General features: G+C 72.8%; 21 protein-coding genes. 17 read left to right on the forward strand and 4 right to left on the reverse strand.

Annotation, left to right across the window (positions count from 1 at the left end; translation table 11 throughout):
• The first annotated feature begins 38 nt into the window (after positions 1–38).
• The 3 genes from aceE to ABT118_RS13810 all read left to right on the forward strand — a co-directional run bounded on the left by aceE (position 39) and on the right by ABT118_RS13810 (position 4,530).
• The gene (gene aceE / locus ABT118_RS13800; RefSeq protein WP_350667978.1) at positions 39–2,789 is read left to right on the forward strand and encodes a pyruvate dehydrogenase (acetyl-transferring), homodimeric type; all 2,751 of its coding nucleotides are present in this window, start codon (positions 39–41) and stop codon (positions 2,787–2,789) included.
• A gap of 149 nt (positions 2,790–2,938) precedes the next feature.
• Positions 2,939–3,184, forward strand: coding sequence for a hypothetical protein (locus ABT118_RS13805; protein ID WP_350667982.1), 246 nt, complete (start codon positions 2,939–2,941; stop codon positions 3,182–3,184).
• A gap of 47 nt (positions 3,185–3,231) precedes the next feature.
• Positions 3,232–4,530, forward strand: a complete 1,299-nt coding sequence (locus ABT118_RS13810; RefSeq protein WP_350667990.1) for a cryptochrome/photolyase family protein — start codon at positions 3,232–3,234, stop codon at positions 4,528–4,530.
• A gap of 53 nt (positions 4,531–4,583) precedes the next feature.
• Here the strand turns inward: ABT118_RS13810 and ABT118_RS13815 are convergent, their stop codons facing one another.
• On the reverse strand, positions 4,584–6,194 hold the full coding sequence (locus ABT118_RS13815; RefSeq protein ID WP_350667995.1) for an MFS transporter: 1,611 nt from the start codon (positions 6,192–6,194) through the stop codon (positions 4,584–4,586).
• Positions 6,195–6,420: 226 nt separating this feature from the next.
• On the opposite strand from ABT118_RS13815, the gene ABT118_RS13820 reads away from it, so the two are divergent.
• The 8 genes from ABT118_RS13820 to ABT118_RS13855 all read left to right on the forward strand — a co-directional run bounded on the left by ABT118_RS13820 (position 6,421) and on the right by ABT118_RS13855 (position 13,827).
• Positions 6,421–7,089 (forward strand): TetR family transcriptional regulator, encoded by a 669-nt coding sequence (locus ABT118_RS13820; RefSeq protein WP_350668000.1) that lies wholly within the window; start codon positions 6,421–6,423, stop codon positions 7,087–7,089.
• Between the two features lie 104 nt (positions 7,090–7,193).
• Entirely contained in the window at positions 7,194–8,501 is a 1,308-nt protein-coding gene (locus ABT118_RS13825) for a sensor histidine kinase (RefSeq protein ID WP_350668006.1), read from the forward strand.
• Positions 8,498–9,172 carry a response regulator gene (locus ABT118_RS13830; protein WP_350668012.1) on the forward strand — a complete coding sequence of 225 codons (675 nt, stop codon included), beginning with the start codon at positions 8,498–8,500 and terminating at the stop codon, positions 9,170–9,172. The genes ABT118_RS13825 and ABT118_RS13830 overlap by 4 nt, the downstream gene beginning before the upstream one ends.
• 107 nt (positions 9,173–9,279) lie before the next feature.
• Complete coding sequence (locus tag ABT118_RS13835; RefSeq protein WP_350668018.1) at positions 9,280–10,410, forward strand: alpha/beta hydrolase; 1,131 nt, start codon at positions 9,280–9,282, stop codon at positions 10,408–10,410.
• Between the two features lie 22 nt (positions 10,411–10,432).
• Positions 10,433–11,650: an acyltransferase family protein gene (locus ABT118_RS13840; RefSeq protein ID WP_350668023.1), complete on the forward strand. Its 1,218-nt coding sequence runs from the start codon at positions 10,433–10,435 to the stop codon at positions 11,648–11,650.
• A gap of 36 nt (positions 11,651–11,686) precedes the next feature.
• Positions 11,687–12,049 (forward strand): MmcQ/YjbR family DNA-binding protein, encoded by a 363-nt coding sequence (locus tag ABT118_RS13845; RefSeq protein WP_350668027.1) that lies wholly within the window; start codon positions 11,687–11,689, stop codon positions 12,047–12,049.
• A gap of 103 nt (positions 12,050–12,152) precedes the next feature.
• On the forward strand, positions 12,153–13,364 hold the full coding sequence (locus ABT118_RS13850; protein ID WP_350668032.1) for an alpha/beta hydrolase: 1,212 nt from the start codon (positions 12,153–12,155) through the stop codon (positions 13,362–13,364).
• Between the two features lie 25 nt (positions 13,365–13,389).
• On the forward strand, positions 13,390–13,827 hold the full coding sequence (locus ABT118_RS13855; protein WP_350668036.1) for an RICIN domain-containing protein: 438 nt from the start codon (positions 13,390–13,392) through the stop codon (positions 13,825–13,827).
• 45 nt (positions 13,828–13,872) lie between these two features.
• Here the strand turns inward: ABT118_RS13855 and ABT118_RS13860 are convergent, their stop codons facing one another.
• Positions 13,873–14,877 carry an aldo/keto reductase gene (locus ABT118_RS13860; protein WP_350668044.1) on the reverse strand — a complete coding sequence of 335 codons (1,005 nt, stop codon included), beginning with the start codon at positions 14,875–14,877 and terminating at the stop codon, positions 13,873–13,875.
• Positions 14,835–15,350 (reverse strand): MerR family transcriptional regulator, encoded by a 516-nt coding sequence (locus ABT118_RS13865; protein ID WP_502884543.1) that lies wholly within the window; start codon positions 15,348–15,350, stop codon positions 14,835–14,837. The genes ABT118_RS13860 and ABT118_RS13865 overlap by 43 nt, the downstream gene beginning before the upstream one ends.
• A 106-nt stretch (positions 15,351–15,456) precedes the next feature.
• Here ABT118_RS13865 and ABT118_RS13870 point away from each other — a divergent pair, with 106 nt between their 5' ends.
• The gene (locus tag ABT118_RS13870; RefSeq protein WP_350668048.1) at positions 15,457–16,287 is read left to right on the forward strand and encodes a serine hydrolase domain-containing protein; all 831 of its coding nucleotides are present in this window, start codon (positions 15,457–15,459) and stop codon (positions 16,285–16,287) included.
• A 109-nt stretch (positions 16,288–16,396) separates the two neighbouring features.
• Here the strand turns inward: ABT118_RS13870 and ABT118_RS13875 are convergent, their stop codons facing one another.
• On the reverse strand, positions 16,397–17,173 hold the full coding sequence (locus ABT118_RS13875) for a pirin family protein (RefSeq protein ID WP_350668054.1): 777 nt from the start codon (positions 17,171–17,173) through the stop codon (positions 16,397–16,399).
• A 209-nt stretch (positions 17,174–17,382) separates the two neighbouring features.
• On the opposite strand from ABT118_RS13875, the gene ABT118_RS13880 reads away from it, so the two are divergent.
• The 5 genes from ABT118_RS13880 (at position 17,383) to fabF (ending at position 22,355) form a co-directional block, all read left to right on the forward strand.
• Positions 17,383–18,579: a PucR family transcriptional regulator gene (locus ABT118_RS13880; RefSeq protein ID WP_350668567.1), complete on the forward strand. Its 1,197-nt coding sequence runs from the start codon at positions 17,383–17,385 to the stop codon at positions 18,577–18,579.
• An 89-nt stretch (positions 18,580–18,668) separates the two neighbouring features.
• Positions 18,669–19,607: an ACP S-malonyltransferase gene (locus ABT118_RS13885; RefSeq protein ID WP_350668062.1), complete on the forward strand. Its 939-nt coding sequence runs from the start codon at positions 18,669–18,671 to the stop codon at positions 19,605–19,607.
• Positions 19,604–20,635 carry a beta-ketoacyl-ACP synthase III gene (locus tag ABT118_RS13890; protein ID WP_350668070.1) on the forward strand — a complete coding sequence of 344 codons (1,032 nt, stop codon included), beginning with the start codon at positions 19,604–19,606 and terminating at the stop codon, positions 20,633–20,635. The genes ABT118_RS13885 and ABT118_RS13890 overlap by 4 nt, the downstream gene beginning before the upstream one ends.
• Positions 20,636–20,725: 90 nt before the next feature.
• Complete coding sequence (locus ABT118_RS13895; RefSeq protein ID WP_350668078.1) at positions 20,726–20,974, forward strand: acyl carrier protein; 249 nt, start codon at positions 20,726–20,728, stop codon at positions 20,972–20,974.
• 115 nt (positions 20,975–21,089) lie between these two features.
• Entirely contained in the window at positions 21,090–22,355 is a 1,266-nt protein-coding gene (gene fabF / locus ABT118_RS13900) for a beta-ketoacyl-ACP synthase II (protein ID WP_350668084.1), read from the forward strand.
• The last annotated feature ends 4 nt before the right edge of the window (positions 22,356–22,359 follow it).

Genomic DNA, 22,359 nt, shown 5'->3' on the forward strand with positions numbered 1-22,359 from the left:
CGACACACCTCAGTTTCGACCGACAGTGAAGGAACAGCGTGGCTTCCGGAGCAGATCGCAACCCGATCATCATTGGCGGCCTTCCGAGTCAGGTCCCGGACTTCGATCCCGAGGAGACCGCGGAATGGCTCGAGTCGCTTGACGCGGCCATCGACGAGCGGGGCCGCGAGCGCGCCCGCTACCTGATGCTCCGTCTGATCGAGCGCGCCCGCGAGAAGCGTGTCGCCGTGCCCGAGATGCGCAGCACGGACTACGTCAACACCATCGCGACCAAGGACGAGCCGTTCTTCCCCGGCAACGAGGAGATCGAGCGCAAGGTCCTGAACGCGACCCGCTGGAACGCGGCCGTGATGGTCTCCCGGGCCCAGCGCCCGGGCATCGGAGTCGGTGGCCACATCGCCACCTTCGCCTCCTCCGCGTCGCTCTACGACGTGGGCTTCAACTACTTCTTCCGGGGCAAGGACGCGGACGGCGAGTCCGGCGACCAGATCTTCTTCCAGGGTCACGCCTCCCCCGGCATCTACGCCCGGGCGTTCCTGCTGGACCGACTGAGCGAGACCCAGCTCGACGCGTTCCGCCAGGAGAAGTCCAAGGCGCCGTACGGCCTGTCCAGCTACCCGCACCCGCGGCTGATGCCGGACTTCTGGGAGTTCCCCACCGTCTCGATGGGCCTCGGCCCGCTCGGTGCGATCTACCAGGCCCGGATGAACCGCTACCTGGAGCACCGGGGCATCAAGGACACCTCGTCCTCGCACGTCTACGCCTTCCTCGGCGACGGCGAGATGGACGAGCCCGAGTCGCTCGGCCAGCTCTCGCTGGCCGCCCGTGAGGGCCTGGACAACCTGACCTTCGTGGTGAACTGCAACCTGCAGCGCCTCGACGGCCCGGTCCGCGGCAACGGCAAGATCATCCAGGAGCTGGAGTCGCAGTTCCGCGGCGCCGGCTGGAACGTGATCAAGCTGATCTGGGACCGCAGCTGGGACCCGCTGCTGGCGCAGGACCGCGACGGCGTGCTGGTGAACAAGCTGAACACCACGGTGGACGGCCAGTTCCAGACCTACGCGACCGAGACCGGCGGCTACATCCGCGACCACTTCTTCGGTGGCGACCTGCGGCTGCGCCAGATGGTCGAGAACATGTCCGACCAGCAGATCCAGCACCTGGGTCGCGGCGGCCACGACCACGCCAAGGTCTACGCGGCGTACAAGGCGGCCCGCGAGCACAAGGGCCAGCCGACCGTGATCCTGGCCCAGACCGTCAAGGGCTGGACCCTCGGCCCGAACTTCGAGGGCCGCAACGCGACCCACCAGATGAAGAAGCTGACGGTCGAGGACCTCAAGCGCTTCCGCGACCGGCTGCACCTGCCGATCACGGACAAGCAGCTGGACGAGGGCTACCCGCCCTACTACCACCCGGGCAAGGACTCGGAGGAGATCCAGTACATGCACGACCGCCGGCGCGAGCTCGGCGGTTACGTGCCGACCCGCAAGGTGCGGCCGCGCAAGCTGGAGCTCCCCGGCGACGACGCCTACAAGGCGGTCAAGAAGGGCTCGGGCAACCAGACCATCGCCACCACGATGGCCTTCGTCCGCGTCCTGAAGGACCTGATGCGGGACAAGGAGATCGGCAAGCGCTTCGTGCCGATCGCCCCCGACGAGTACCGCACCTTCGGCATGGACTCGCTCTTCCCGTCTGCCAAGATCTACAACCCGCTCGGCCAGACCTACGAGTCGGTCGACCGCGATCTGCTGCTGGCGTACAAGGAGTCCCCGACCGGTCAGATGCTGCACGACGGCATCTCGGAGGCGGGCTGCACCGCCTCGCTGATCGCCGCGGGCTCCTCGTACGCGACGCACGGCGAGCCGCTGATCCCGGTCTACGTCTTCTACTCGATGTTCGGGTTCCAGCGCACGGGTGACCAGTTCTGGCAGATGGCCGACCAGCTGGCCCGCGGTTTCGTGATGGGTGCCACGGCGGGCCGCACCACGCTGACCGGTGAGGGTCTGCAGCACGCGGACGGCCACTCGCACCTGCTCGCCTCGACCAACCCCGGCGTCGTCGCGTACGACCCGGCGTACGGCTTCGAGATCGCGCACATCATGCAGGACGGCATCCGGCGGATGTACGGCTCCTCGGCGGAGTTCCCGCACGGCGAGGACGTCTTCTACTACATCACCCTCTACAACGAGCCCTACAAGATGCCGGCCGAGCCGGAGAACGTCGACGTCGACGGCATCCTCAAGGGCATCCACAGGTACGCCCCCGCCACGGCGGGCCAGATCCCGGCCCAGATCCTCGCCTCGGGCGTGGCGGTGCCGTGGGCGCTGGAGGCCCAGCAGATCCTGGCCGAGCAGTGGAACGTCAAGGCCGACGTCTGGTCCGCGACCTCCTGGAACGAGCTCCGCCGCGACGCGGTGGAGGTCGAGGAGTTCAACCTGCTGCACCCGGAGGAGCCGCAGCGCGTCCCGTACGTCACCAGCAAGCTGTCCGGCTCGGAGGGCCCGTTCGTCGCGGTCTCCGACTGGATGCGTGCGGTGCCGGACCAGATCTCGCGCTGGGTGCCCGGCCAGTACCAGTCGCTCGGTGCCGACGGGTTCGGCTTCGCCGACACCCGTGGTGCGGCGCGCCGCTTCTTCCACATCGACGCGCAGTCGATCGTGCTGGGCGTGCTGACCGAGCTGGCCAAGCAGGGCAAGGTCGACCGCTCCGCGCTCAAGGACGCGATCGACCGCTACCGCCTGCTGGACGTGGCGGCGGCCGACCCGGGCTCCGCCGGCGGCGAGGCCTGATCAGCACCACCGCTCGAACCGAAGGGCCGTCCCGGTGGGGCGGCCCTTCGGCCTTGCCGGAGCGGGTCCTTGGGCCCTTCCGGGCGGCCGGGGGCGGGCAGAGACTGGATCTGTCCGTCACCGAGGTATCCGTCGAAGGGCGACCACCCATGCAGAACGAGATCATCGCCAAGGCCCGCTTCCTGCTGACCGAGCTGCACCTGTCCCCGGAGCACACCGTCGCCCGGCTGAAGGACTACTACCCCGGCGTCGGGCTGACCGAGCGGATCCGGCACGTCAACGAGGCCCGCGACCTGATCGAGGGGACCTCGATCGTGGCCCGGCCCGCGCCGTCCGACATGCAGCAGGCCCGCTCCTTCGCCTGGGCCAACGAACATCACGGGGCCACCGTCTGACGGCGCGTCGACGCGCCGTGCCACGGGTGGCAGCGGGACCATGACGGGTGCCCGTCGCCATTGCGCTCTTCACCCAGGACCTCCGCCTGCACGACAACCCCGTGCTGCACGCCGCGCTCGCCTCCGCCGAGGAGGTGGTGCCGCTGTTCGTGCTCGACGACGGTGTGGCCGCCACCGGCTTCGCGGTTCCCAACCGGGCCGCCTTCCTCGCCGACTGCCTGCGCGACCTGGACGCCGGGCTGCGCTCGCGCGGCGGGCGGCTGGTGCTCCGGCAGGGTGAGGTGGTGGCCGAGACCGCTCGCCTGGCCGCCGAGGCCGGTGCCGTCACGGTCCATGTCGCGGCCGGCGTCAGCGCGTTCGCGCAGCGGCGGGAGGCCCGGCTGCGGGAGGCCCTCGGGGCCCGGCTGGTGGTGCACGAGGCCGTCCTGACGGCCGTGGCGCCCGGCGCCGTGACCCCGGCGGGCAAGGACCACTACGCGGTCTTCACGCCCTATCTGCGGGCCTGGCAGCGGACCGAGCGGCGCAGGCCGCTGGCCGCGCCCCGGCGGGTGCCGGTGCCGGACGGGGTCGAGGGCCTGCCGGTGCCCGAGGTCCGGCCCGACTCCCCCGAGCTGCCCCCGGGCGGCGAACAGGCCGGACGGGCCCGCTGGAAGCGCTGGCGCACCGCGCCGGGCGATCGGGACGCGCTCGCGCTGGACGGGACCTCGCACCTCTCCCCGTACCTGCACTTCGGCTGCCTGTCGGCGACCGAGCTGGCCGCCGGGACGGCCGACGAGGACTTCGTCCGGCAGCTGGTCTGGCGGGACTTCCACCACCAGGTGCTGGCCGCCCGGCCCTCGGTGGCACTGCAGGACTACCGGCCGCGCGACGACCGCTGGCACCGGGACCCGGCCGAACTCGAGGCCTGGCAGCACGGCCTGACGGGCTATCCGGTGGTCGACGCCGGGATGCGGCAGCTGGCCGCCCAGGGCTGGATGCACAACCGGGCCCGGCTGATCACGGCGAGCTTCCTGGCCAAGACGCTCTACCACGACTGGCGGGAGGGGGCCGCGCACTTCCTCTCGCTGCTGGTCGACGGCGACGTGGCCAACAACCAGCTCAACTGGCAGTGGGTGGCCGGCACCGGCACCGACACCCGTCCGAACCGGGTGCTCAACCCGCTCACCCAGGCCAAGCGGTTCGACCCGGACGGCGACTACGTCCGCCGCTGGGTGCCGGAGCTGGTCGGGATCCCCGGCGGTGCCGTGCACCGGCCGTGGCTGCTGGAGCAGTGGCCGGACCAGGACTACCCGGCCCCGCTGGTGGAGCTGACGGCGGACCGGTTCGGCCTGGGGCGCCCCCGGTAGGAACGGCTCGGGGGCACCGGTCCGCCGACCGGTGCCCCCGAGGTGACGCCTGCTCAGATGTGCACGGCCGGACCGGCGTCCGTCGCACCCCTCTTGGTGAGCAGGCCGAGCAGGGCGGCCGCGAAGGCGACGGCGGCGGCGACCGCGAAGGCCAGCGACATGCCGCTGACGAAGGACTCGTGCACGGCGTTCGCCATGCCCTGCACCACCTGCTCGGGGGTGCCGGCCGGAGCGGGCGGGGCGATGCCGAGCTGGGCGGCCTGGTCGAGGCCGGCCTGCTGGGCCGGGTCGACCGGCGGGAGGCCCGCGCCGGCCCAGTTGCCGGGCAGCACGTCGGTCACCTTGGCGGCCATCACCGCGCCGAGCACGGCGGTGCCGAGACTGCCGCCGACCTGCATCGCGGCCTGCTGCAGACCGCCGGCCACGCCGGACAGCTCCAGCGGGGCGTTGCCGACGATCACCTCGGTGGCGCCGACCATGACCGGACTGATGCCCAAGCCCATCAGGACGAACCAGAGCGACATCACGCCGGTGCCGGAGTCGGTGGTCAGGGTGGACATCCCGTACATCGCCACGGTGGTGAGCACCATGCCGACCACGATCGGGATCCGCGGGCCGACCTTGCCGATCGCGGCGCCGGCCGCCGGGGCACCGACGATCATCATGCCGGTCATCGGCAGCAGGTGGACGCCCGCCTGGACGGGCGTCATGGCGTGCACGTTCTGCAGGTAGAAGGTGACGAAGAAGATCGCGCCGAAGAAGGCGAACGCCATCAGCACCATCAGCAGCGCGCCCGCCGAGAGCGGGACCGAGCGGAACAGGCTGAGCGGGATCAGCGGCTCCTTGGCCCTGGTCTGCCAGAGCGCGAACAGCACCAGCGCGAGCACCGCGCCGCCGAGGAAGAGCAGCGTGCTGGTGTCGCCCCATCCCCAGGTCGGGGCCTTGATGATGCCCCAGACCAGCGCGAACATGGCGACCGAGAGCAGCACGATGCCGGGGATGTCGAAGGACTTGGCGGCGTTCTCGGCCCGGACGTCGCGCAGGATCCAGATCCCGAGCAGGACGGCGGCGATGCCGACCGGGATGTTGATGAAGAAGACCGACTGCCAGCTCACGTGCTCGACCAGCAGGCCGCCGACGATCGGACCGGCCGCGGTGGAGGCGCCGATCACGCCGGCCCAGATGCCGATCGCCATGTTGAGCTTCTCGACCGGGAAGGCACCGCGCAGCAGGCCGAGCGCGGCGGGCTGGAGCAGCGCGCCGAACAGGCCCTGGAGCACCCGGAAGGCGATCACCAGCTGGATGTTGCCCGCGAAGCCGATCGCGGCCGAGGTGGCGGCGAAGCCGGCCGCGCCGACCAGGAAGGTGGACTTGTGGCCGAACCGGTCACCGATCTTGCCCGCGGTGATCAGGAAGACCGCGAGCGCCAGCAGGTAGCCGCTGGTCACCCACTGGATGTCGGCGGGCGAGGCGCCCAGATCGGACTGGATCACCGGGTTGGCGATCGCCACCACGGTGCCGTCCAGGGCGACCATCATCACGCCGACGGCCACCGTGAGCAGGGTCAGCCAGGGGTGCCCCTGGAACCGTGCGAGACCGGTGGGCGGTGCGCTGCGCTGCGGCGGCACGGCCGCCTTGGCGGTCTTGGTTAGGGGCTGGCTCATCTGACGGACCCTCCGGGGCAGTGACAGGCATGGCGGTGGCGCCCCGGCCCACCCGTCCCCACGAGTCGTCCGGCCTGACGGGCGCCACTGCGCAGTGAGATTATGACAGTCGCTGACATTAGGCAAACACTGCCTTGTGCCATCGACTGACTTCTGCCAAGGTCTGCCATTTGTCAGCGCGCTATCGTTATCAGCACCGCCCGCCCTGTCCCGGAAGGCCCACCTCATGGCCGCGCAGCCCGTCCCGTCCGCCGAACCGGCCACCTGCCGGGTGCTCGGCCTGCGCGAGCGGAAGAAGCAGCGCACCAGGGACGCCCTGGTCTCGGCCGCCCACCGGCTCTTCCTCAACCAGGGGTACGGACGGACCACCGTCGACGAGATCGCCGCCGCGGTCGACGTCTCGCAGCGCACCTTCTTCCGGTACTTCTCCAACAAGGAGGAGGTCGCGCTCGCGGTACTGGCCGACGCCGAGGACTACTTCGTCGCCACCCTGCGCGAGCGGCCAGCCTCGGAGAACCCCCTTCAGGCACTGCGGAGTTCGATCGTGCTGGCCTGGCGGGACCTGTCCGCCACCGGGACCTCCGACACCGGGATCACCGCCGCGCTCGAACTGATCCAGCTGATCGAGGAGACCCCCACCCTGCTCGCCGCCCACCTCCGCCGGATCACCGAGCAGGAGCGCCTGATCGCCGAGCTGATCGCCCGCCGGGAGGGCCTCGACCCGGCGGTCGACCTGCGGCCGCGGGTGCTCGCCGCCGTCTTCGGCGGGGTGCTGCGCAGCGCCCACCTGGCCTGGAGCAGCGGCCACTCCGCGCCCGGCCCGGAGGGCATGATCGCCGTCATCGAGTCCCACTTCGACCAGCTCGGCCCGGCCCTCGCCGCCGACTGGCGCTGAGCCCTCGGCCGTCCGCAGCCGGGGGCCTCATACCTGGGTGCTACCCGGGAAACCGGTCTGCGGTACGACGGCGGCGGAGGCGGCTGCCCCTAGGCTGGGCCGGGATGAAGCGTCAACTCCCCACCCCTGTCAGAGCCGCCGCACGCTGGAGCGGTGACCAGCTCACCGACCTCGGCCGGGCGCTGCTCACCCCCGTCGAGGGCCGGGCCCCGCTGCTGTTCGGGGCCGAGCGCGCCTGGGTGCGCTGGCTGCCGTACCTGCTGGCGTTCGCGGCCACCGCGACGCTGCTGCCGACCGGCACCGTGGTGCTGGCGCACGACTACGGCCTCGCGGTCGCGGTCGCCGGTGCGCTCGCCCTGGTCCAGTCCGTCCCGCTGCTGGTGGCGGTCACCCGCCCGCTGATCGCCTGGTGGGTGATGACCGCCGGGGTGGTGCTCGGCGCGGCCCTGACCGCGAACACGCCGACCGGCGCCGGGCCCTGGCCCTGGCCGGTGCCGACGCTGCTCGCGTACGTGTTCCTGATGCCGGCGCTGGCCCTGCGGGAGCGCGGGCGGACGCTGCTGGCGGTCTGGCTGGTGACGCTGTTCGGCAGCATCGCCGCCTCCGACCTGCACCAGGCCAGGGCCGGGGAGAGCGCCGCCGTGGTGGTGGCGCTCTCCGGCACGGTGCTGCTGCTGGGCTGGAGCGTGCGCGGCCGGGGCCAGGCGCAGAAGCTGCTGGCCGAGCAGGAGCAGATCAGCGAGGCCGAACGCGAGCGCAGCACCCTGCTGGAGGAGCGGGCCAGGATCGCCAGGGAGCTGCACGACGTGGTCGCCCACCACATGTCGGTGATCACCGTGCAGGCGGACAGCGCGCCGTACCGGATCACCGGTCTGCCGCCGGAGGCGGTCGAGGAGTTCGGCACCATCGCGGCGGCCGCCCGGAGCTCGCTGAGCGAGATGCGGCGGCTGCTCGGGGTGCTGCGCAGCGAGGGCGCGGCGGCCGACCGGGCGCCGCAGCCGGGGCTGGAGCAGCTCGGACGGCTGGTGGAGACGGTCGGCCGGGCCGGGGTGCAGGCGGAGCTGACGGTCACCCCCGAGGTGGCCGGGCTGGGCGAACTGCCGCAGGCGGTCGGCCTGTCGGTGTACCGGATCGTCCAGGAGGCGCTGGCGAACGTGGTCCGGCACGCACCGGGCGCCCGGGCCGAGGTCAGGCTGACGGCGGTCGGACGGACACTGCTGGTGCGGGTGGAGAACTCCCCCGGCGGCCGTCCCGGGGTGGAGGGGGCCGAGGGCACCGGGCACGGCCTGGTGGGAATGCGCGAGCGCGTCCGCCTGCTGTCCGGCAGGCTGGAGACCGGCGCCACGCCCGCGGGCGGCTTCCTGGTCGCCGCCGAACTGCCCGTCAACAGCGTTGGAGAGAGCCCCCGATGACCATCCGCGTAATCATCGTCGACGACCAGGCGATGGTCCGGGCCGGGTTCGCCGCGCTGCTCAACGCACAGACCGACATCGACGTGGTCGGTGACGCCCCGGACGGGAAGCAGGCGCTGGAGGTCAGCGGGCGGACCCACCCGGACGTGGTGCTGATGGACGTCCGGATGCCCGAGATGGACGGCCTGGAGGCGGCCCGCCGGCTGCTCGACCCGCCGCTCGGGGTGGTGCACCGGCCCAAGGTGCTGATGCTGACCACCTTCGACGTGGACGACTACGTGTACGAGGCGCTGCGGGCCGGAGCCAGCGGCTTCCTGCTCAAGGACGCGCCGCCGGCCGACCTGATCGCCGCCGTCCGGGTGGTGGCCGCCGGGGACGCGCTGCTGGCCCCCTCGGTGACCCGCCGGCTGATCGAGGACTTCGCCCGCAACCGCCCGGCCCCGCGCCGCGATCCCCGGCTGCAGCTCAACGGCCTGACGCCGCGTGAGACCGAGGTGCTGGAGCTGATCGCCAAGGGCCTCTCCAACCAGCAGATCGCCGAGCGGCTGGTGGTGGCCGAGCAGACCGTGAAGACCCACATCGGCCGCATCCTGGCCAAGCTCGACCTGCGCGACCGGGCCCAGGCGGTAGTCCTGGCGTATGAGTCCGGCCTGGTGACGCCGGGCCAGTAGTACTCCGGTACGACCCTCTGGTTGGCCCCGCGGTGTGACGATCGCGGGGCCTTCCGCTTCGTACCTTCCTCTCCGTCAGCAGCGGTACGACGGAAGGGTTGGAGCGGATGCGAGCGCGATTCAGGCGGGCACTGGCCGGAGGGCTCCTGGCGGTCCTGGCGGTCGGCGGGGCCGGCGGCTGGGCGGCCGGGGAGGGACAGCAGGCCGTCACCGGGCCGCCGCCCGGGAGCACGGCCTGGGTGGCCGACACCACTCTCGGGGTCCGGCTGCCCGAGCCCGGGAAGGCCGGGGCGGCCGAGGTGGCGGAGTTCTTCGCCGGGCTGCCGCTCGCCCAGCAGCGGGCGCTGGCGGTCCGGCACCCGCTGGTGGTGGGGAACCTGGACGGCACGCCGTTCCCGCTGCGGTACTTCGCCAACTCGCTGGCGCTGCGCGAGGAGCGCGACCGGGAGCTGGCGGTCGCCGCCGACCCCGCCCTCCCCGAGCGGGACCGGGCCGCCGCCCGGGCCAGGGCCGAGCGGTACGCCGCGCTGAGCGGCCGTCAGCTGCTGGCCTTCGACCCGCGCGGCCGGGGCCAGCTGGCCGAGGTGTTCGGCGACCTGGCCATGGCCGAGCGGACGGCGGTGATCGTCCCCGGCGCCGACATCGACCTGATGACCGCCGACCGGGCCTCGTCCCCCTTCGGCACCCCCACCGGGATGGCGAAGGCGCTCCGGGCCCAGGCCGGCGAGCGGCTGGCGGTGGTCGCCTGGACCGGCTACACCACCCCGGTCAAGGTCGGCCTGGACGCCGCCACCGCCCGGCTGGCCCGGGCCGGGGCCGACCGGCTGAGCCGCTTCCTGGACGGCCTGGCACCCACCACCGGACCGGTCACCGTGCTCTGCCACAGCTACGGCACCGTCGTCTGCTCGCTCGCCGGCCTCGGCCCCGGGCAGGCCGCCGGCCTGGTCGCGATCGGCTCGCCGGGCATGGACGTGGACCGCGCCGCCGACCTGCGGATCCCGGTCTGGGTGGCCCAGCGCAACGACGAGGACTGGATCGACCAAGTCCCCAACGTCTCCTTCCTCGGCCTCGGCCACGGCGCCGACCCCGACGATCCGGCCTTCGGCGCCCGGCTGGTCTCCTCCGCCGAATCCCACGGCCACAGCGGCTACTTCGCCCCCGGCACCACCTCCCTGGCCAACTTCGCCGCGATCTCCCTCGGCGAGCCCGACCGGGTGGCCTACGCCCCCGTCCGCTGACACCCCCTCAGGAGCCCGCCCCATGAAGCCCCTCGCCACCCTCCGCCGCAGCGCCGCCACCGTCGACGCCCGCACCCCCGCCACCCGCGACCGCGCCCTGGACGGCCTGCGCGCCATCGCCCTGCTCTCGGTCCCGATCGGCCACTGGCTGCTCGGCGGCTTCACCACCTCCCCGGACGGCGTGCTGCACAACGCCAGCCCGCTCGCCTCGCTCAGCTTCTTCGCCCCGCTCAGCTGGGTGCTCCAGCTGCTCGGGGTGTTCTTCCTGGTCGGCGGCTACTCCTCGGCCAAGTCGCTGGCCCGCTCGCAGCAGCGCGGCGCGAGCACCGTCGACTGGCTCAGGCAGCGCACCGTCCGGCTGCTCCGCCCGGTGCTGGGCGTGGCGGCGGTCTGGGCGCTGCTGACCCCGCTGCTCAACCTGCTCGGCGTGCCCGAGGGCACCGTCAGGACCGGCACCGTGCTGGTGGTGCAGCCGCTCTGGTACATCGGGATCTACCTGGTGCTGACCGCGCTCACCCCGTGGTGCCTGCGGATCGGCCGCCGGCTCGGCGGCTGGGCGGCGGCCCCGCTGCTGGCCGCCGTCGCGGTGGTGGACGCGCTGCGGTACGGCCCGTGGGCCGACTCGGTGCCGTCCTGGCTGGCGCTGGTGAACCTGCTGCCCGGCTGGATGTTCGCCTACCAGCTCGGCATCTCCTGGGCCCAGGGCACGCTGCGCAAGGCGGGTGCGAAGCTGCTGCTGCTCGGCGGGGCCGCGCTGTTCGCCGTGCTGCTGACGGTGTTCCACTACCCGGCCAGCATGGTCGGCGTGCCCGGGGTGGCCAGGACCAACTCGCACCCGCCGTCGCTGCTGGTGCTGGCGCTGGCCTCGGTGCAGTGCGGCGCGGCGATGCTGCTGCACGGGCGGATCGGCCGGGCGCTGCGGCGGCCGCTGCTCTGGCTGCCGGTCGTGGTGGTCAACCTCTCCGCGATGACGATCTTCTGCTGGCACCAGACCGCGATGTTCTCGGTCGGCGCCCTCGGCAGCGCGCTCGGCGCCGTCCCCGGCCTGACCACCGCGCCGGACTCGATCGGCTGGGTGCTGGCCCGGCTGGCCTGGCTGCCGGTGTTCGGCCTGGTGCTCACCCTGATCGGCCGGTACGCCCGCCGGTTCGACGCCCCGTGGAAGCTGGCCTCCGGCTGGAAGGCGCTGCTCGGCGCGGGTGCCGGCCTGTTCGCGGCGTACGCGCTCGGGGTGGTCTGAGATGTTCCTACCGTCCTACCGCCTAGGCTGGGCCGCATGGTGACGTTCGATCAGTTCCTGGCCATGGGCCTGGCCCTCCCCCGGGCCACCGAGCGGCCGACCTGGGAGACCACGGTCACCCTGCGGGTCGGCGAGAAGATCTTCGCGATGGGGACGCCCGGTTCGGGCAGCGTCACCGTCAAGGCGAGCCGGGCGGACCAGGCCGAGCTGCTGGCCGCCGAGCCCGAGGTGTTCTCCTCGGCGCCGTACGTCGGGCGGCACGGCTGGGTGCTGGTCCAGCTGGCCGGCGTCGACCCGGAGGAGCTGCGCGACCTGCTCGCCGAGGCCTGGCGGAGCGTCGCCCCGAAGCGGCTGGTCAGGGAGTCCGACCCGGCCGGACCCACTTCCGGAACCATGTGAGCCATCCCACAGTTTAGCCAGGCACACCCCGCGTTCCGAGCCCATACGCTGGACGAATTGGCGGCGGTGGTACCCCCACGCAGGCCCGAAGGATGGTGACCATTTGCCGCACCAGGACGCGCGCTCCGTACAGCGCCGCAGGCGGATCAAGCGGGTGCTGATAGGCGTCTTCGCCACGACCGTGGTGCTGGTCGACACCGGCGCCGCCGCCGCGCAGGCCGCCGTCGGCAACGAACAGCTCGCCATCACCACGCCCCCGGCCGGCAGCACCCAGTGGGTCGCCGACCACTCCCTCGGCCGGCTGCTGCCCGACCCGGCGACCGCCGACGCCCGCAGCGTGGCCGCCTTCTTCGCCTCGCTCACCGCCGCCCAGGCGGACCGCCTGGCCACCGACTACCCCCTGGTGGTCGGCAACCTGGACGGCGCCCCGCTCCCGCTCCGCTACCGGGCCAACCGGCTGGCGATCGCCGCCGAACGCGACCGGGCCAGGGCCCGCGCGGCCGACCTCCAGCTGGACGCCGACACCCGCGCCCGGGCCGAGGCCCGGGCCAACGACAGCGAGCACCTGCTCGCCCCCGAGCGGCAGATCCTGGCCTTCGACCCGCGCGGCCGGGGCCTGGTCAGCGAGGTCTACGGCGATCTGGCGCAGGCTCGGCGGGTGGCCGTGCTGGTGCCGGGCTCGGACGCCGACCTGGGCCACTTCGACCAGGCCGTCGACCCGCTCCGCTCCCCCGCCGGGATGGGCCGCGCCCTGTACGCCGAGGAGCAGCGGAAGGCGGCCGGCACCCCCGTCGCCGTGATCGCCTGGACCGGCTACGTCACGCCCGTCGGCCTCGGCCCCGACGCGGTCACCGACCGCCTCGCCCAGGCCGCCGCACCCCGGCTCGGACGGCTGCTGGACGGACTCTCCGTCACCACCGACCCCGCCGCACCGCCCGCGCTGTTCTGCCACTCGTACGGGACGGTGGTCTGCGGCACCGCGGCCCCCGCCATCCACGACTCCGCCCCCACCGACCTGGTGGTCTTCGGCAGCCCCGGGATGGGCGTCGCGGACGTCGCCGACCTCGGCACCGGCGTCCGGGTCTGGGCCACCCGCAACCCCACCGACTGGATCGGCAACGTCCCCTACCTGGAGGTCGGCGGCCTCGGCCACGGCGCCGACCCCACCGCCGCCGCGTTCGGCGCCACCAGGCTCTCCGCCGCCGGTGCCGAGGGCCACACCGGCTACCTCGCCGAGGGCACCGACAGCCTGCACAACTTCGCCGACATCGCCCTCGGCGACTACACCGACGTGGTCAGGCCGGTCCGGAGCTGACAGTGGGCCCCCGTACGGTGGGCCCATGACGGTCATTCAGGAAGGGCTGTACCTGCTGCGCAACGTCGGCAGCGGGCTGCTGCTGGAGGTCGCGGGCGGCAAGCAGCGCAGCGGGGCGAAGGTCCGGCAGGGCCCGGCCGACGGTACGGCCGGGCAGCTCTGGCGGATCACCGCCGCCCACCCCGGCGGCGGCCTCTACCACCTGGAGAGCTCCGGCAGCGGCAAGCGCCTGGACGTCACCGGCGCCCGCACCGACAACGGCGTCCCGCTCCAGCTCTGGGGCCCGAACGGCTTCGGCGCCCAGGAGTGGCTGCTGGAGCGGCACGTCGACGCACCCGACACCTTCAACCTGGTCAGCTTCGTCAGCGGCCTCACCCTGGAGATCGCCGCCGACGGCACCGCCCAGCAGTGGGAGGACCGGGACGACCCGGCCCAGTGGTGGCGGCTGGAACCCGTCCGGTGACCGGGGCGCCGCCCGCGCGGCGGCGCCCCGGCCCTGGCGGTCGCCCTACTCGCGCCCGGCCGAGGTGAAGCTCATGTCGGCGTAGCGGTTGCCGGTGACCTGGGCGGCGATGCCGTCCAGGGTGGTGAGCTCGGCGGGGGTGAGCAGGAGGCTGGCCGCGGCGGTGTTCTCGGCCAGGCGGGTGCGCTTGCGGGTGCCGGGGATCGGGACCACGGTGAGGCCGTGCACCTCGGCGCGCTGGTGCACCCAGGCGAGCGCGACCTGGGCGGCGGTGACACCGCGGTCGGCGGCCACCTTCTGGATCGGGGCGACCAGGGCCGCGTTGGCGGCGGCGTTCGCCCCGCTGAACTGCGGGTGGTGGCGCCGGTAGTCGTCCTCCGTCAGCTGCTCGGCGGCGGCGAACGAGCCGGTCAGGAAGCCCCGCCCGAGCGGGGAGTACGGCACGAAGGTGACGCCCAGTTCGGCGGCGGCCGGGACGGCGGTGCGCTCCACGTCCCGGGAGAACAGCGACCACTCGGACTGCAGCGCCGCGATCGGGTGCACCTCGTGCGCCTCGCGCAGCTCGTCACCGGTCACCTCGGAGAGGCCCAGCGCCTTGACCTTGCCCGCCTGCACCAGCTCGGCCATCGCGCCGACCGACTCGGCCAGCGGGACGGCGGGGTCGCGCCGGTGCATGTAGTAGAGGTCGATCACGTCGACGCCCAGCCGCTTGAGCGAGGCGTCCACGGCGGTGCGGATGTAGGCCGGGTCGTTGCGGACGGCCCGGTGGCGCGGGTCGTCCGCACGGCGCTCGATGGCGAACTTGGTGGCCAGCACCACCTGGTCGCGGTTGGCCCGGACGAACGGGCCGATCAGCTCCTCGTTGGCGCCGGAGCCGTAGATGTCCGCGGTGTCGAACAGGGTGACGCCCGCCTCCAGCGCGGCGTCCAGGGTGGCCAGGGCCTCGGCGGTGTCGGTCGGGCCGTAGAACTCGGACATGCCCATGCAGCCGAGGCCCTGGGTGCCGATCAGCCGGCCGCTGCTACCGAGGTTGACGGTGGGGAGACGCATTCGCTGTTCCTGCCTTCGAGACTCTGGATGGATTCGAGGGATTCGAGGGTTTCGCCGTACAGGTCGATCTTGTAGTCGAGGACCGCGATGGTCGCGTGCAGGTCCGCCAGCTTCAGCCGGACCTCCTCCCGGTGCTCGACCAGCAGGTCCCGGCGGTCCGCCAGGGTGTGCTCGCCCGCCCGGACCAGCTCCACGTAGCGGAGCATGTCCGCGACCGGCATCCCGGTCAGCCGCAGCCGGCCCAGGAACTCCAGCCGCCGTACGTCCGCGTCGCTGTACCGGCGCTGCCCCGAGTGCGAGCGGTTGACCGGATCGAGCAGGCCGATCCGCTCGTACCAGCGCAGCGTGTGCGCGCTCAGCCCCGTCCCGGCGACCATCTCGCCGATGGTGTGCCGGGCCGAGCGGTCGGCGGTCTCGACCTCGGCGCCGTCGTAGGCGCCGCAGTTGAGCAGGTTCGGTGCGGACGTGGTCACGGTGTTACCCCCGGTGGAAGTGACGTTCACGAAGCTACTGAGTTGGAGCGCACTCTAGGCAAGCCCGGCACTCCGGCGCGACCGGGTGAGTCGTTAGAGTCGGGGCATGCAGAGCTTGCGGATGATCGAGGACTGGCCGGTGCCCACTGCGGCGGCCGCTGTGGTGCGGGGCAGTGACGGGGCGGTGCTGGGTGCGGCCGGGCCGCAGGACCAGCTGTTCCCGCTGGCGTCGGTGACCAAGCTGCTCACCGCGTACGCGGTGCTGGTCGCGGTGGAGGAGGGCGTCTTCGAGCTCGACGACCCGGCCGGTCCCGAGGGGTCGACGGTCCGTCACCTGCTGGCGCACACCTCCGGGCTGGCCTTCGACGAGCACCGGGTGATGGCCCCGCCCGGCGATCGGCGGCTGTACTCCAACGCCGGGTTCGACGTGCTGGCGGACGCCCTCACCAAGGCGTCCGGGATCAACTTCGCCGAGTACGCCGCCGAGGCGGTCTTCACCCCGCTCGGCATGGCCTCGACCCTGATCAACACCGCCCACCGCGCACCCGCCGGGGCGGGCGGCCTCTCCACCGCCGCCGACCTGGCCCGGTTCGCCGCCGAGCTGCAGGCGCCCCGGCTGCTCGACCCCTCCACCGTGCACGCCGCCACCCGCGAGGTGGCCTGGCCCGGCCTGAGCGGCGTCCTGCCCGGCTTCGGGCACCGCCGGCCCAACGACTGGGGCCTCGGCTTCGAGATCCGCAGCGACAAGTCCCCGCACTGGACCGGCACCCACAGCTCGCCCGCCACCTTCGGCCACTTCGGCCAGTCCGGCACCTTCCTCTGGGTCGACCCGGCCGCCGGCGTCGCCTGCATCGCCCTCACCGACCGCGACTTCGGCCCCTGGGCCGCGGAGGTCTGGCCGGTCCTCACCGACGCGGTGCTCACCGAGCTCGGCTAGCGGGTCGGCACTCCCGAGCTTGCACCACCAGGGGCCCGGGGAACGGCGGCGCCGACCTCGGGAGCGTTCGACGTGCGGACCGGGTCAGGCACTTTCGCCGTTCCCGGGCTCAGCCGTAGGCGACCGGCGAGTGCATCTCCCAGAGCAGCAGCTCGACGCCGTCCGCCCCCGCCGTGGGGTCGGCGAAGGCGTCGCCGGTGGCCCGGACGCTGTCGCCGGGCTCCATCGAGCGGCCGCCGCCCTGCGGGCCCGGGACGGTGCGGTAGCCGAGCGAACCCTCCGTCAGGTGCACGTAGCGGTACGGGGCTTCGGGCAGTTCCGGCAGCGGCTCCCAGGGGCCGGCCGTGACCAGCCAGAGCGCGGCGTCGCTGCGCCGCAGCCGCAGGGCCTCCGACCCGGCGTCCCGCTCCAGCCCGGAGGCGAGCAGGGTCAGCCCGTCCGCCGCCCGGTCGACCCGCCGCAGGCCGTAGGCCGGGGCGGCGTCGAAGACGTCCGGCTGGAGCCACATCTGCACGAACCGGACCGGCTCGGTCGCGCCGCCGACGTTGCGCTCCGTATGGGTGATCCCGGAGCCGGCGCTCTGCCACTGCACCATGCCGGGGCGGACCACCCCGGCGTGGCCGGAGCCGTCCCGGTGGGCCAGGGCGCCGGACAGCACCCAGGTGAGGATCTCGGTGTCCCGGTGCCGGTGCTCGTCGTAGCCGGCCCCGGGCGCCAGCGTCTCCTCGTTGACCGCCAGCAGGGCGCCGAAGTGGACGTTCCTCGGGTCGTAGTGCCCGGAGAAGGAGAAGGCGTGCCGGGTCTCGATGCCCGGATCGGGGGTCGAGAGATAGCGTTCGGGGGCCCGGCGCAGGTCGGCGCGGGGGCGGGTGGCGGCATCGGTCACGGTGCCACCGTAGTACCGGTGCGGTGCGAGTCCGGGGAGCCTGTGTGACATGGGCCACCGGGTCGATCGGCGGGGGCGGGTACGAGGCGTGCCGTGCGTGAGGCAGTCTTGTCCCTGTGCCATCCGCTTCAGCGAGTTCCGACAAGAAGTCCGCGGCCGAGCAGACCGCCCCGTCCGCCGAGCAGCCGAAGCCCCGACGGGGCGGCCGGCTGACCGCGCAGGAGCGGAAGCTCGCCACCGAACGGGCCGAGCTGAGGGCTGCCACCCTCAAGCGGCTGGAGAAGTCCTCGGGGAAGCTGGCCACCGCCGCGATCGCGCGGATGGACGACCAGTTGGGCTGGTACCGGCGGATGCCGCCGGAGCACCGGTCCTGGATCGGCCTGGTCGCCCAGGCCGGTATCGCCGCGTTCACCGAGTGGTACCGGCACCCGGACGCGCCGCAGGCGATCTCCACCGACGTCTTCGGCACCGCCCCGCGCGAGCTGACCAGGGCCATCACGCTCCGTCAGACCGTCGAGCTGATCCGCACCACGATCGAGGTGATGGAGGAGGCGATCGAGGAGGTCGCCGCGCCCGGCGACGAGGCGGGCATGCGGGAGTCGGTGCTGGTCTACGCCCGGGAGATCGCCTTCGCCACCGCACAGGTGTACGCCCAGGCGGCCGAGGCGCGCGGCGCCTGGGACGCCCGGCTGGAGGCGCTGGTGGTCAACTCCCTGCTCTCCGGCGACGCGGACGAAGGCGTGCTGTCCCGCGCGGCCGCGCTCGGCTGGGGCCAGCCGAGCCAGGTCCGGGTGGTGATGGGCAGTGCCCCGGACGGCGACAGCGAGCTGGTGGTGGAGGCGATCCGACGGGCCGCCAGATACGCCAAGCTGCACGTGCTGACCGGGGTGCTGGGCAAGCGGCTGGTGGTGGTGGTCGGCGGTGACAAGGAGCCGGTGCACGCCGCCCGGGCGCTGATCGGGCAGTTCGCGCCCGGCCCGGTGGTGGTCGGCCCGACGGTCGGCGACCTGCTCTCGGCCACCCGCTCCGCGCACGCGGCGGCAGCCGGGCTGAAGGCCTGCGCGGCCTGGCCGGACGCTCCGCGCCCGGTGCTGGCGGACGACCTGCTGCCCGAGCGGGCGCTGGCCGGGGACCAGGCGGCCCGGCAGCAGTTGGTGGAGGAGATCTACACACCGCTGGACGAGGCCGGGTCGGCACTGCTGGAGACGTTGAGTGTCTATCTGGAACAGGCCTCCTCACTGGAGGGCGCCGCCCGGATGCTCTTCGTCCACCCAAACACCGTGCGCTACCGGCTTCGACGTGTGACCGATGTCACCGGCTATGCTCCCTCCGACGTGCGTTCGGCCTTCACACTGCGGATCGCACTGGCCCTGGGCCGACTCGGATCGGCCGCCAACCATGGCTGACACGCTGTAGGGATTCCACAATCCGGCGTGCTTTTCTTCGTTACCGTCGCCTACCCGCCCCCGGGTGCCTGGCGAGAGAGGGTTGAACCGTGCTCGTAATCGTCGCCCCTGGACAGGGTGCCCAGACCCCCGGATTCCTCAACCCCTGGCTTGAGCTGGACGGCGCTGCCGACCGGCTGCGGGCCTGGTCCGACGTGGCCGGGCTGGATCTGGTCCGGTTCGGCACCGAGGGCTCGGAGGAGGAGATCAAGGACACCGCCGTCGCCCAGCCGCTGCTGGTCGCCGCGGGCCTGCTCACCGCCACCGAGCTGTTCGGTGCCCCGACCGGCGGCCCGTTCGGCGCGGTCGCCGGGCACAGCGTCGGTGAGATCACCGCCGCCGCGCTGGCCGGGGTGCTGAGCGTGGAGGACGCGCTCGCCTTCGTCCGCGAGCGCAGCCTGGCGATGGCCGACGCCGCCGCCGTCACCGCGACCGGGATGGCCGCCCTGCTGGGCGGCGACCCGGAGACCGTCGCCGCGAAACTGGCCGAGCACGGCCTGACCGCGGCCAACAACAACGGCGGCGGCCAGCTGGTCGCGGCCGGCACCCTGGACCAGCTGGCGGCCCTGAAGGCCGACCCGCCGGCGGGCTCGCGGGTGATCCCGCTGAAGGTGGCCGGTGCGTTCCACACCGAGCACATGGCCCCCGGCGTGGAGCGGCTGGCCAAGCTGGCCCCGACCCTGACGGTGCATGACCCGAAGGTGCCGTACCTGTCCAACAAGGACGGTGAGGTCGTACAGTCTGGTACCGAAGTGCTGGACCGCCTGGTCTCCCAGGTGTCCAACCCGGTCCGCTGGGACCTCTGCATGGAAACCCTGCAGCAGCTCGGTGCCACCGCCGTCATCGAGCTCTCCCCGGCCGGTACCCTCACCAACCTGGTCAAGCGCAACGTCAAGGGTGTCGCGACGCTGGCCCTCAAGACCCCGGCCGACCTCGACAAGGCGCGTGCGCTGATCGAGGAGCACGGCGGGCAGGAGCAGGACGCATGACATCACCTCAGATCCAGCCGTCCACCGGTGCCGCGTTCTCGCGCATCCACGGCGTCGGCGGCTACCGCCCGGTGCGGGTGATCCCCAACTCCGAGGTCCTGAACTGGATCGACTCCTCGGACGAGTGGATCCGCTCCCGCAGCGGGATCACCGAGCGCCGCTGGGCCGGCCCGGAGGAGAGCGTCGCCGAGATGTCGGTGCAGGCCGCCGGCAAGGCCATCGCGATGGCCGGGATCAGCCCGGAGCAGATCGGCGGCGTGATCGTGGCCACCGTCTCCCACCTCAAGCAGACCCCGGCGATCGCCACCGAGATCGCCGAGCGGCTCGGCTGCGGCACCGCGCCCGCCTTCGACATCTCGGCCGCCTGTGCCGGCTTCGGCTACGGCCTGAGCCTGGCCGACGGCATGGTGCGCGGCGGCAGCGCCGGGTACGTGCTGGTGATCGGCGTCGAGCGGCTCAGCGACCTGACCGACACCTCGGACCGTTCGACCGCTTTCATCTTCGGTGACGGCGCGGGCGCCGCCATCGTCGGTCCGTCCGACACTCCCGGCATCGGCAAGGTGATCTGGGGTTCGGACGGTTCGCAGAAGGACGTCATCTCGCAGACCCAGGCCTGGGACACCGCGTTCGCCAAGCAGGACGCGGTCAACGGGACGGGCGAGGAGATCAAGTGGCCCGCCCTGCGGATGGAGGGCCAGTCGGTCTTCCGCTGGGCGGTCTGGGAGATGGCCAAGGTGGCCCAGCAGGCGCTGGACGCCGCCGGGATCACCGCCGACCAGCTCGGCGCCTTCATCCCGCACCAGGCCAACATGCGCATCACCGACGCCATGATCAAGGCCCTCAAGCTGCCGGCCACCGTGCCGGTCGCCCGCGACATCGCCGAGACCGGCAACACCTCCGCGGCCTCCATCCCGCTGGCCATGGAGCGCATGCTGGAGAGCGGGGAGGCCCGCAGCGGCGACCTCGCGCTGATCATCGGCTTCGGGGCGGGTCTGGTCTACGCCGCAGCAGTCGTTACTCTCCCCTAGGCGCCCACGCACCGTCAGGTCGCCTACATCCGAATACCTGCGAACGTCCGCCGGGCGGTCGCTGTCAACACCGAATGAGGAGCAGCCAGTATGGCTACCAAGGACGAGGTTCTGTCCGGTCTCGCCGAGATCGTCAACGAGATCGCCGGCATCCCGGCCGAGGACGTCGAGCTCGACAAGTCCTTCACCGATGACCTCGACGTCGACTCGCTCTCCATGGTCGAGGTCGTCGTGGCCGCCGAGGAGCGCTTCGACGTGAAGATCCCGGACGACGAGGTCAAGAACCTCAAGACCGTCGGCGACGCCGTGGACTACATCCTCGCGAACGCCGCCGCCTGACCCACGGTCGGTTTCACCACTGACCGCCCGGGCGGCCGGGGTACCCACCCCGGCCGCCCGGTCACCCCACCCCGGCACCGCCGCCACCTGCCACACGTGAGAGAAGAAGAAACCAGTGACCGCTGAAAACCGCACCGTGGTCGTCACGGGTATCGGCGCCTTCACGCCGCTGGGCGGCACCGCCGCCTCGTTCTGGGAGGGCCTGATGGAAGGCCGTTCCGGTGTGGCAGTGCTGACCGAGGAGTGGGCCGCCGACCTCCCCGTCCGGATCGCGGCGCGCACCGCCGTCGAGCCGGGCGAGATCCTGCCCCGCCCGCTGGCCCGCAAGCTGGACCGCTCGGCGCAGTTCGCGCTGATCGCGGCCCGCGAGGCCTGGGCCGACGCGGGCTACGAGACCCCCGCCACCGACGAGTCCTCCAAGCTCGCCCCCGAGCGGCTGGGCGCGGTCATCGCCTCCGGCATCGGCGGCGTGACCACCCTGCTCGACCAGTACGACGTGCTGAAGGACAAGGGCGTCCGCAAGGTCTCCCCGCACACCGTCCCGATGCTGATGCCGAACTCCCCGGCGGCCAACGTCGGCCTGGAGGTCGGCGCCCGCGCCGGCGTGCACACCCCCGTCTCCGCCTGTGCCTCCGGCGCCGAGGCGATCGGCTACGCGATCGAGATGATCCGTACCGGCCGCGCCGACGTCGTGGTGGCCGGCGGCACCGAGGCGGCGATCCACCCGCTGCCCATCGTCGCCTTCGCCAACATGATGGCGATGTCGAAGAACAACGAGAACCCGCAGCAGGCCTCCCGTCCGTACGACAAGGCCCGGGACGGCTTCGTGCTCGGCGAGGGCGCCGGCGTCGTGGTGCTGGAGTCGGCCGACCACGCCGCGGCCCGCGGCGCCCGGGTCTACTGCGAGGCGGTCGGCCAGGGTCTCTCCTCCGACGCCCACCACATCGCCCAGCCCGAGCCGACCGGCTCCGGCGTGGCCCGCGCGATCGCCCAGCTGTTCGAGCAGAACGACCTCGACAAGGCCGACATCGTGCACGTCAACGCGCACGCCACCTCGACCCCGCAGGGTGACGTCGCCGAGCTCAAGGCGCTCCGCAAGGAGCTCGGCGAGCACCTCGACCACGTCGCCGTCTCGGCCACCAAGTCGATGACGGGCCACCTGCTCGGCGGCGCCGGCGGCATCGAGACCGTCGCCACCGTGCTGGCCCTGCACCACCGGCTGGCCCCGCCGACCATCAACCTGGACGACGCCGACCCCGAGGTCGACGCCGACATCGTGGTGGGCGAGCCGCGCAAGCTCCCCGAGGGCCGGATCGCCGCGCTGAACAACTCGTTCGGCTTCGGCGGCCACAACGTGGTGCTGGCCTTCCGCAGCCTCTGACCGT

The organism is Kitasatospora sp. NPDC002040 (assembly GCF_040296785.1).
Taxonomy (GTDB): domain Bacteria; phylum Actinomycetota; class Actinomycetes; order Streptomycetales; family Streptomycetaceae; genus Kitasatospora.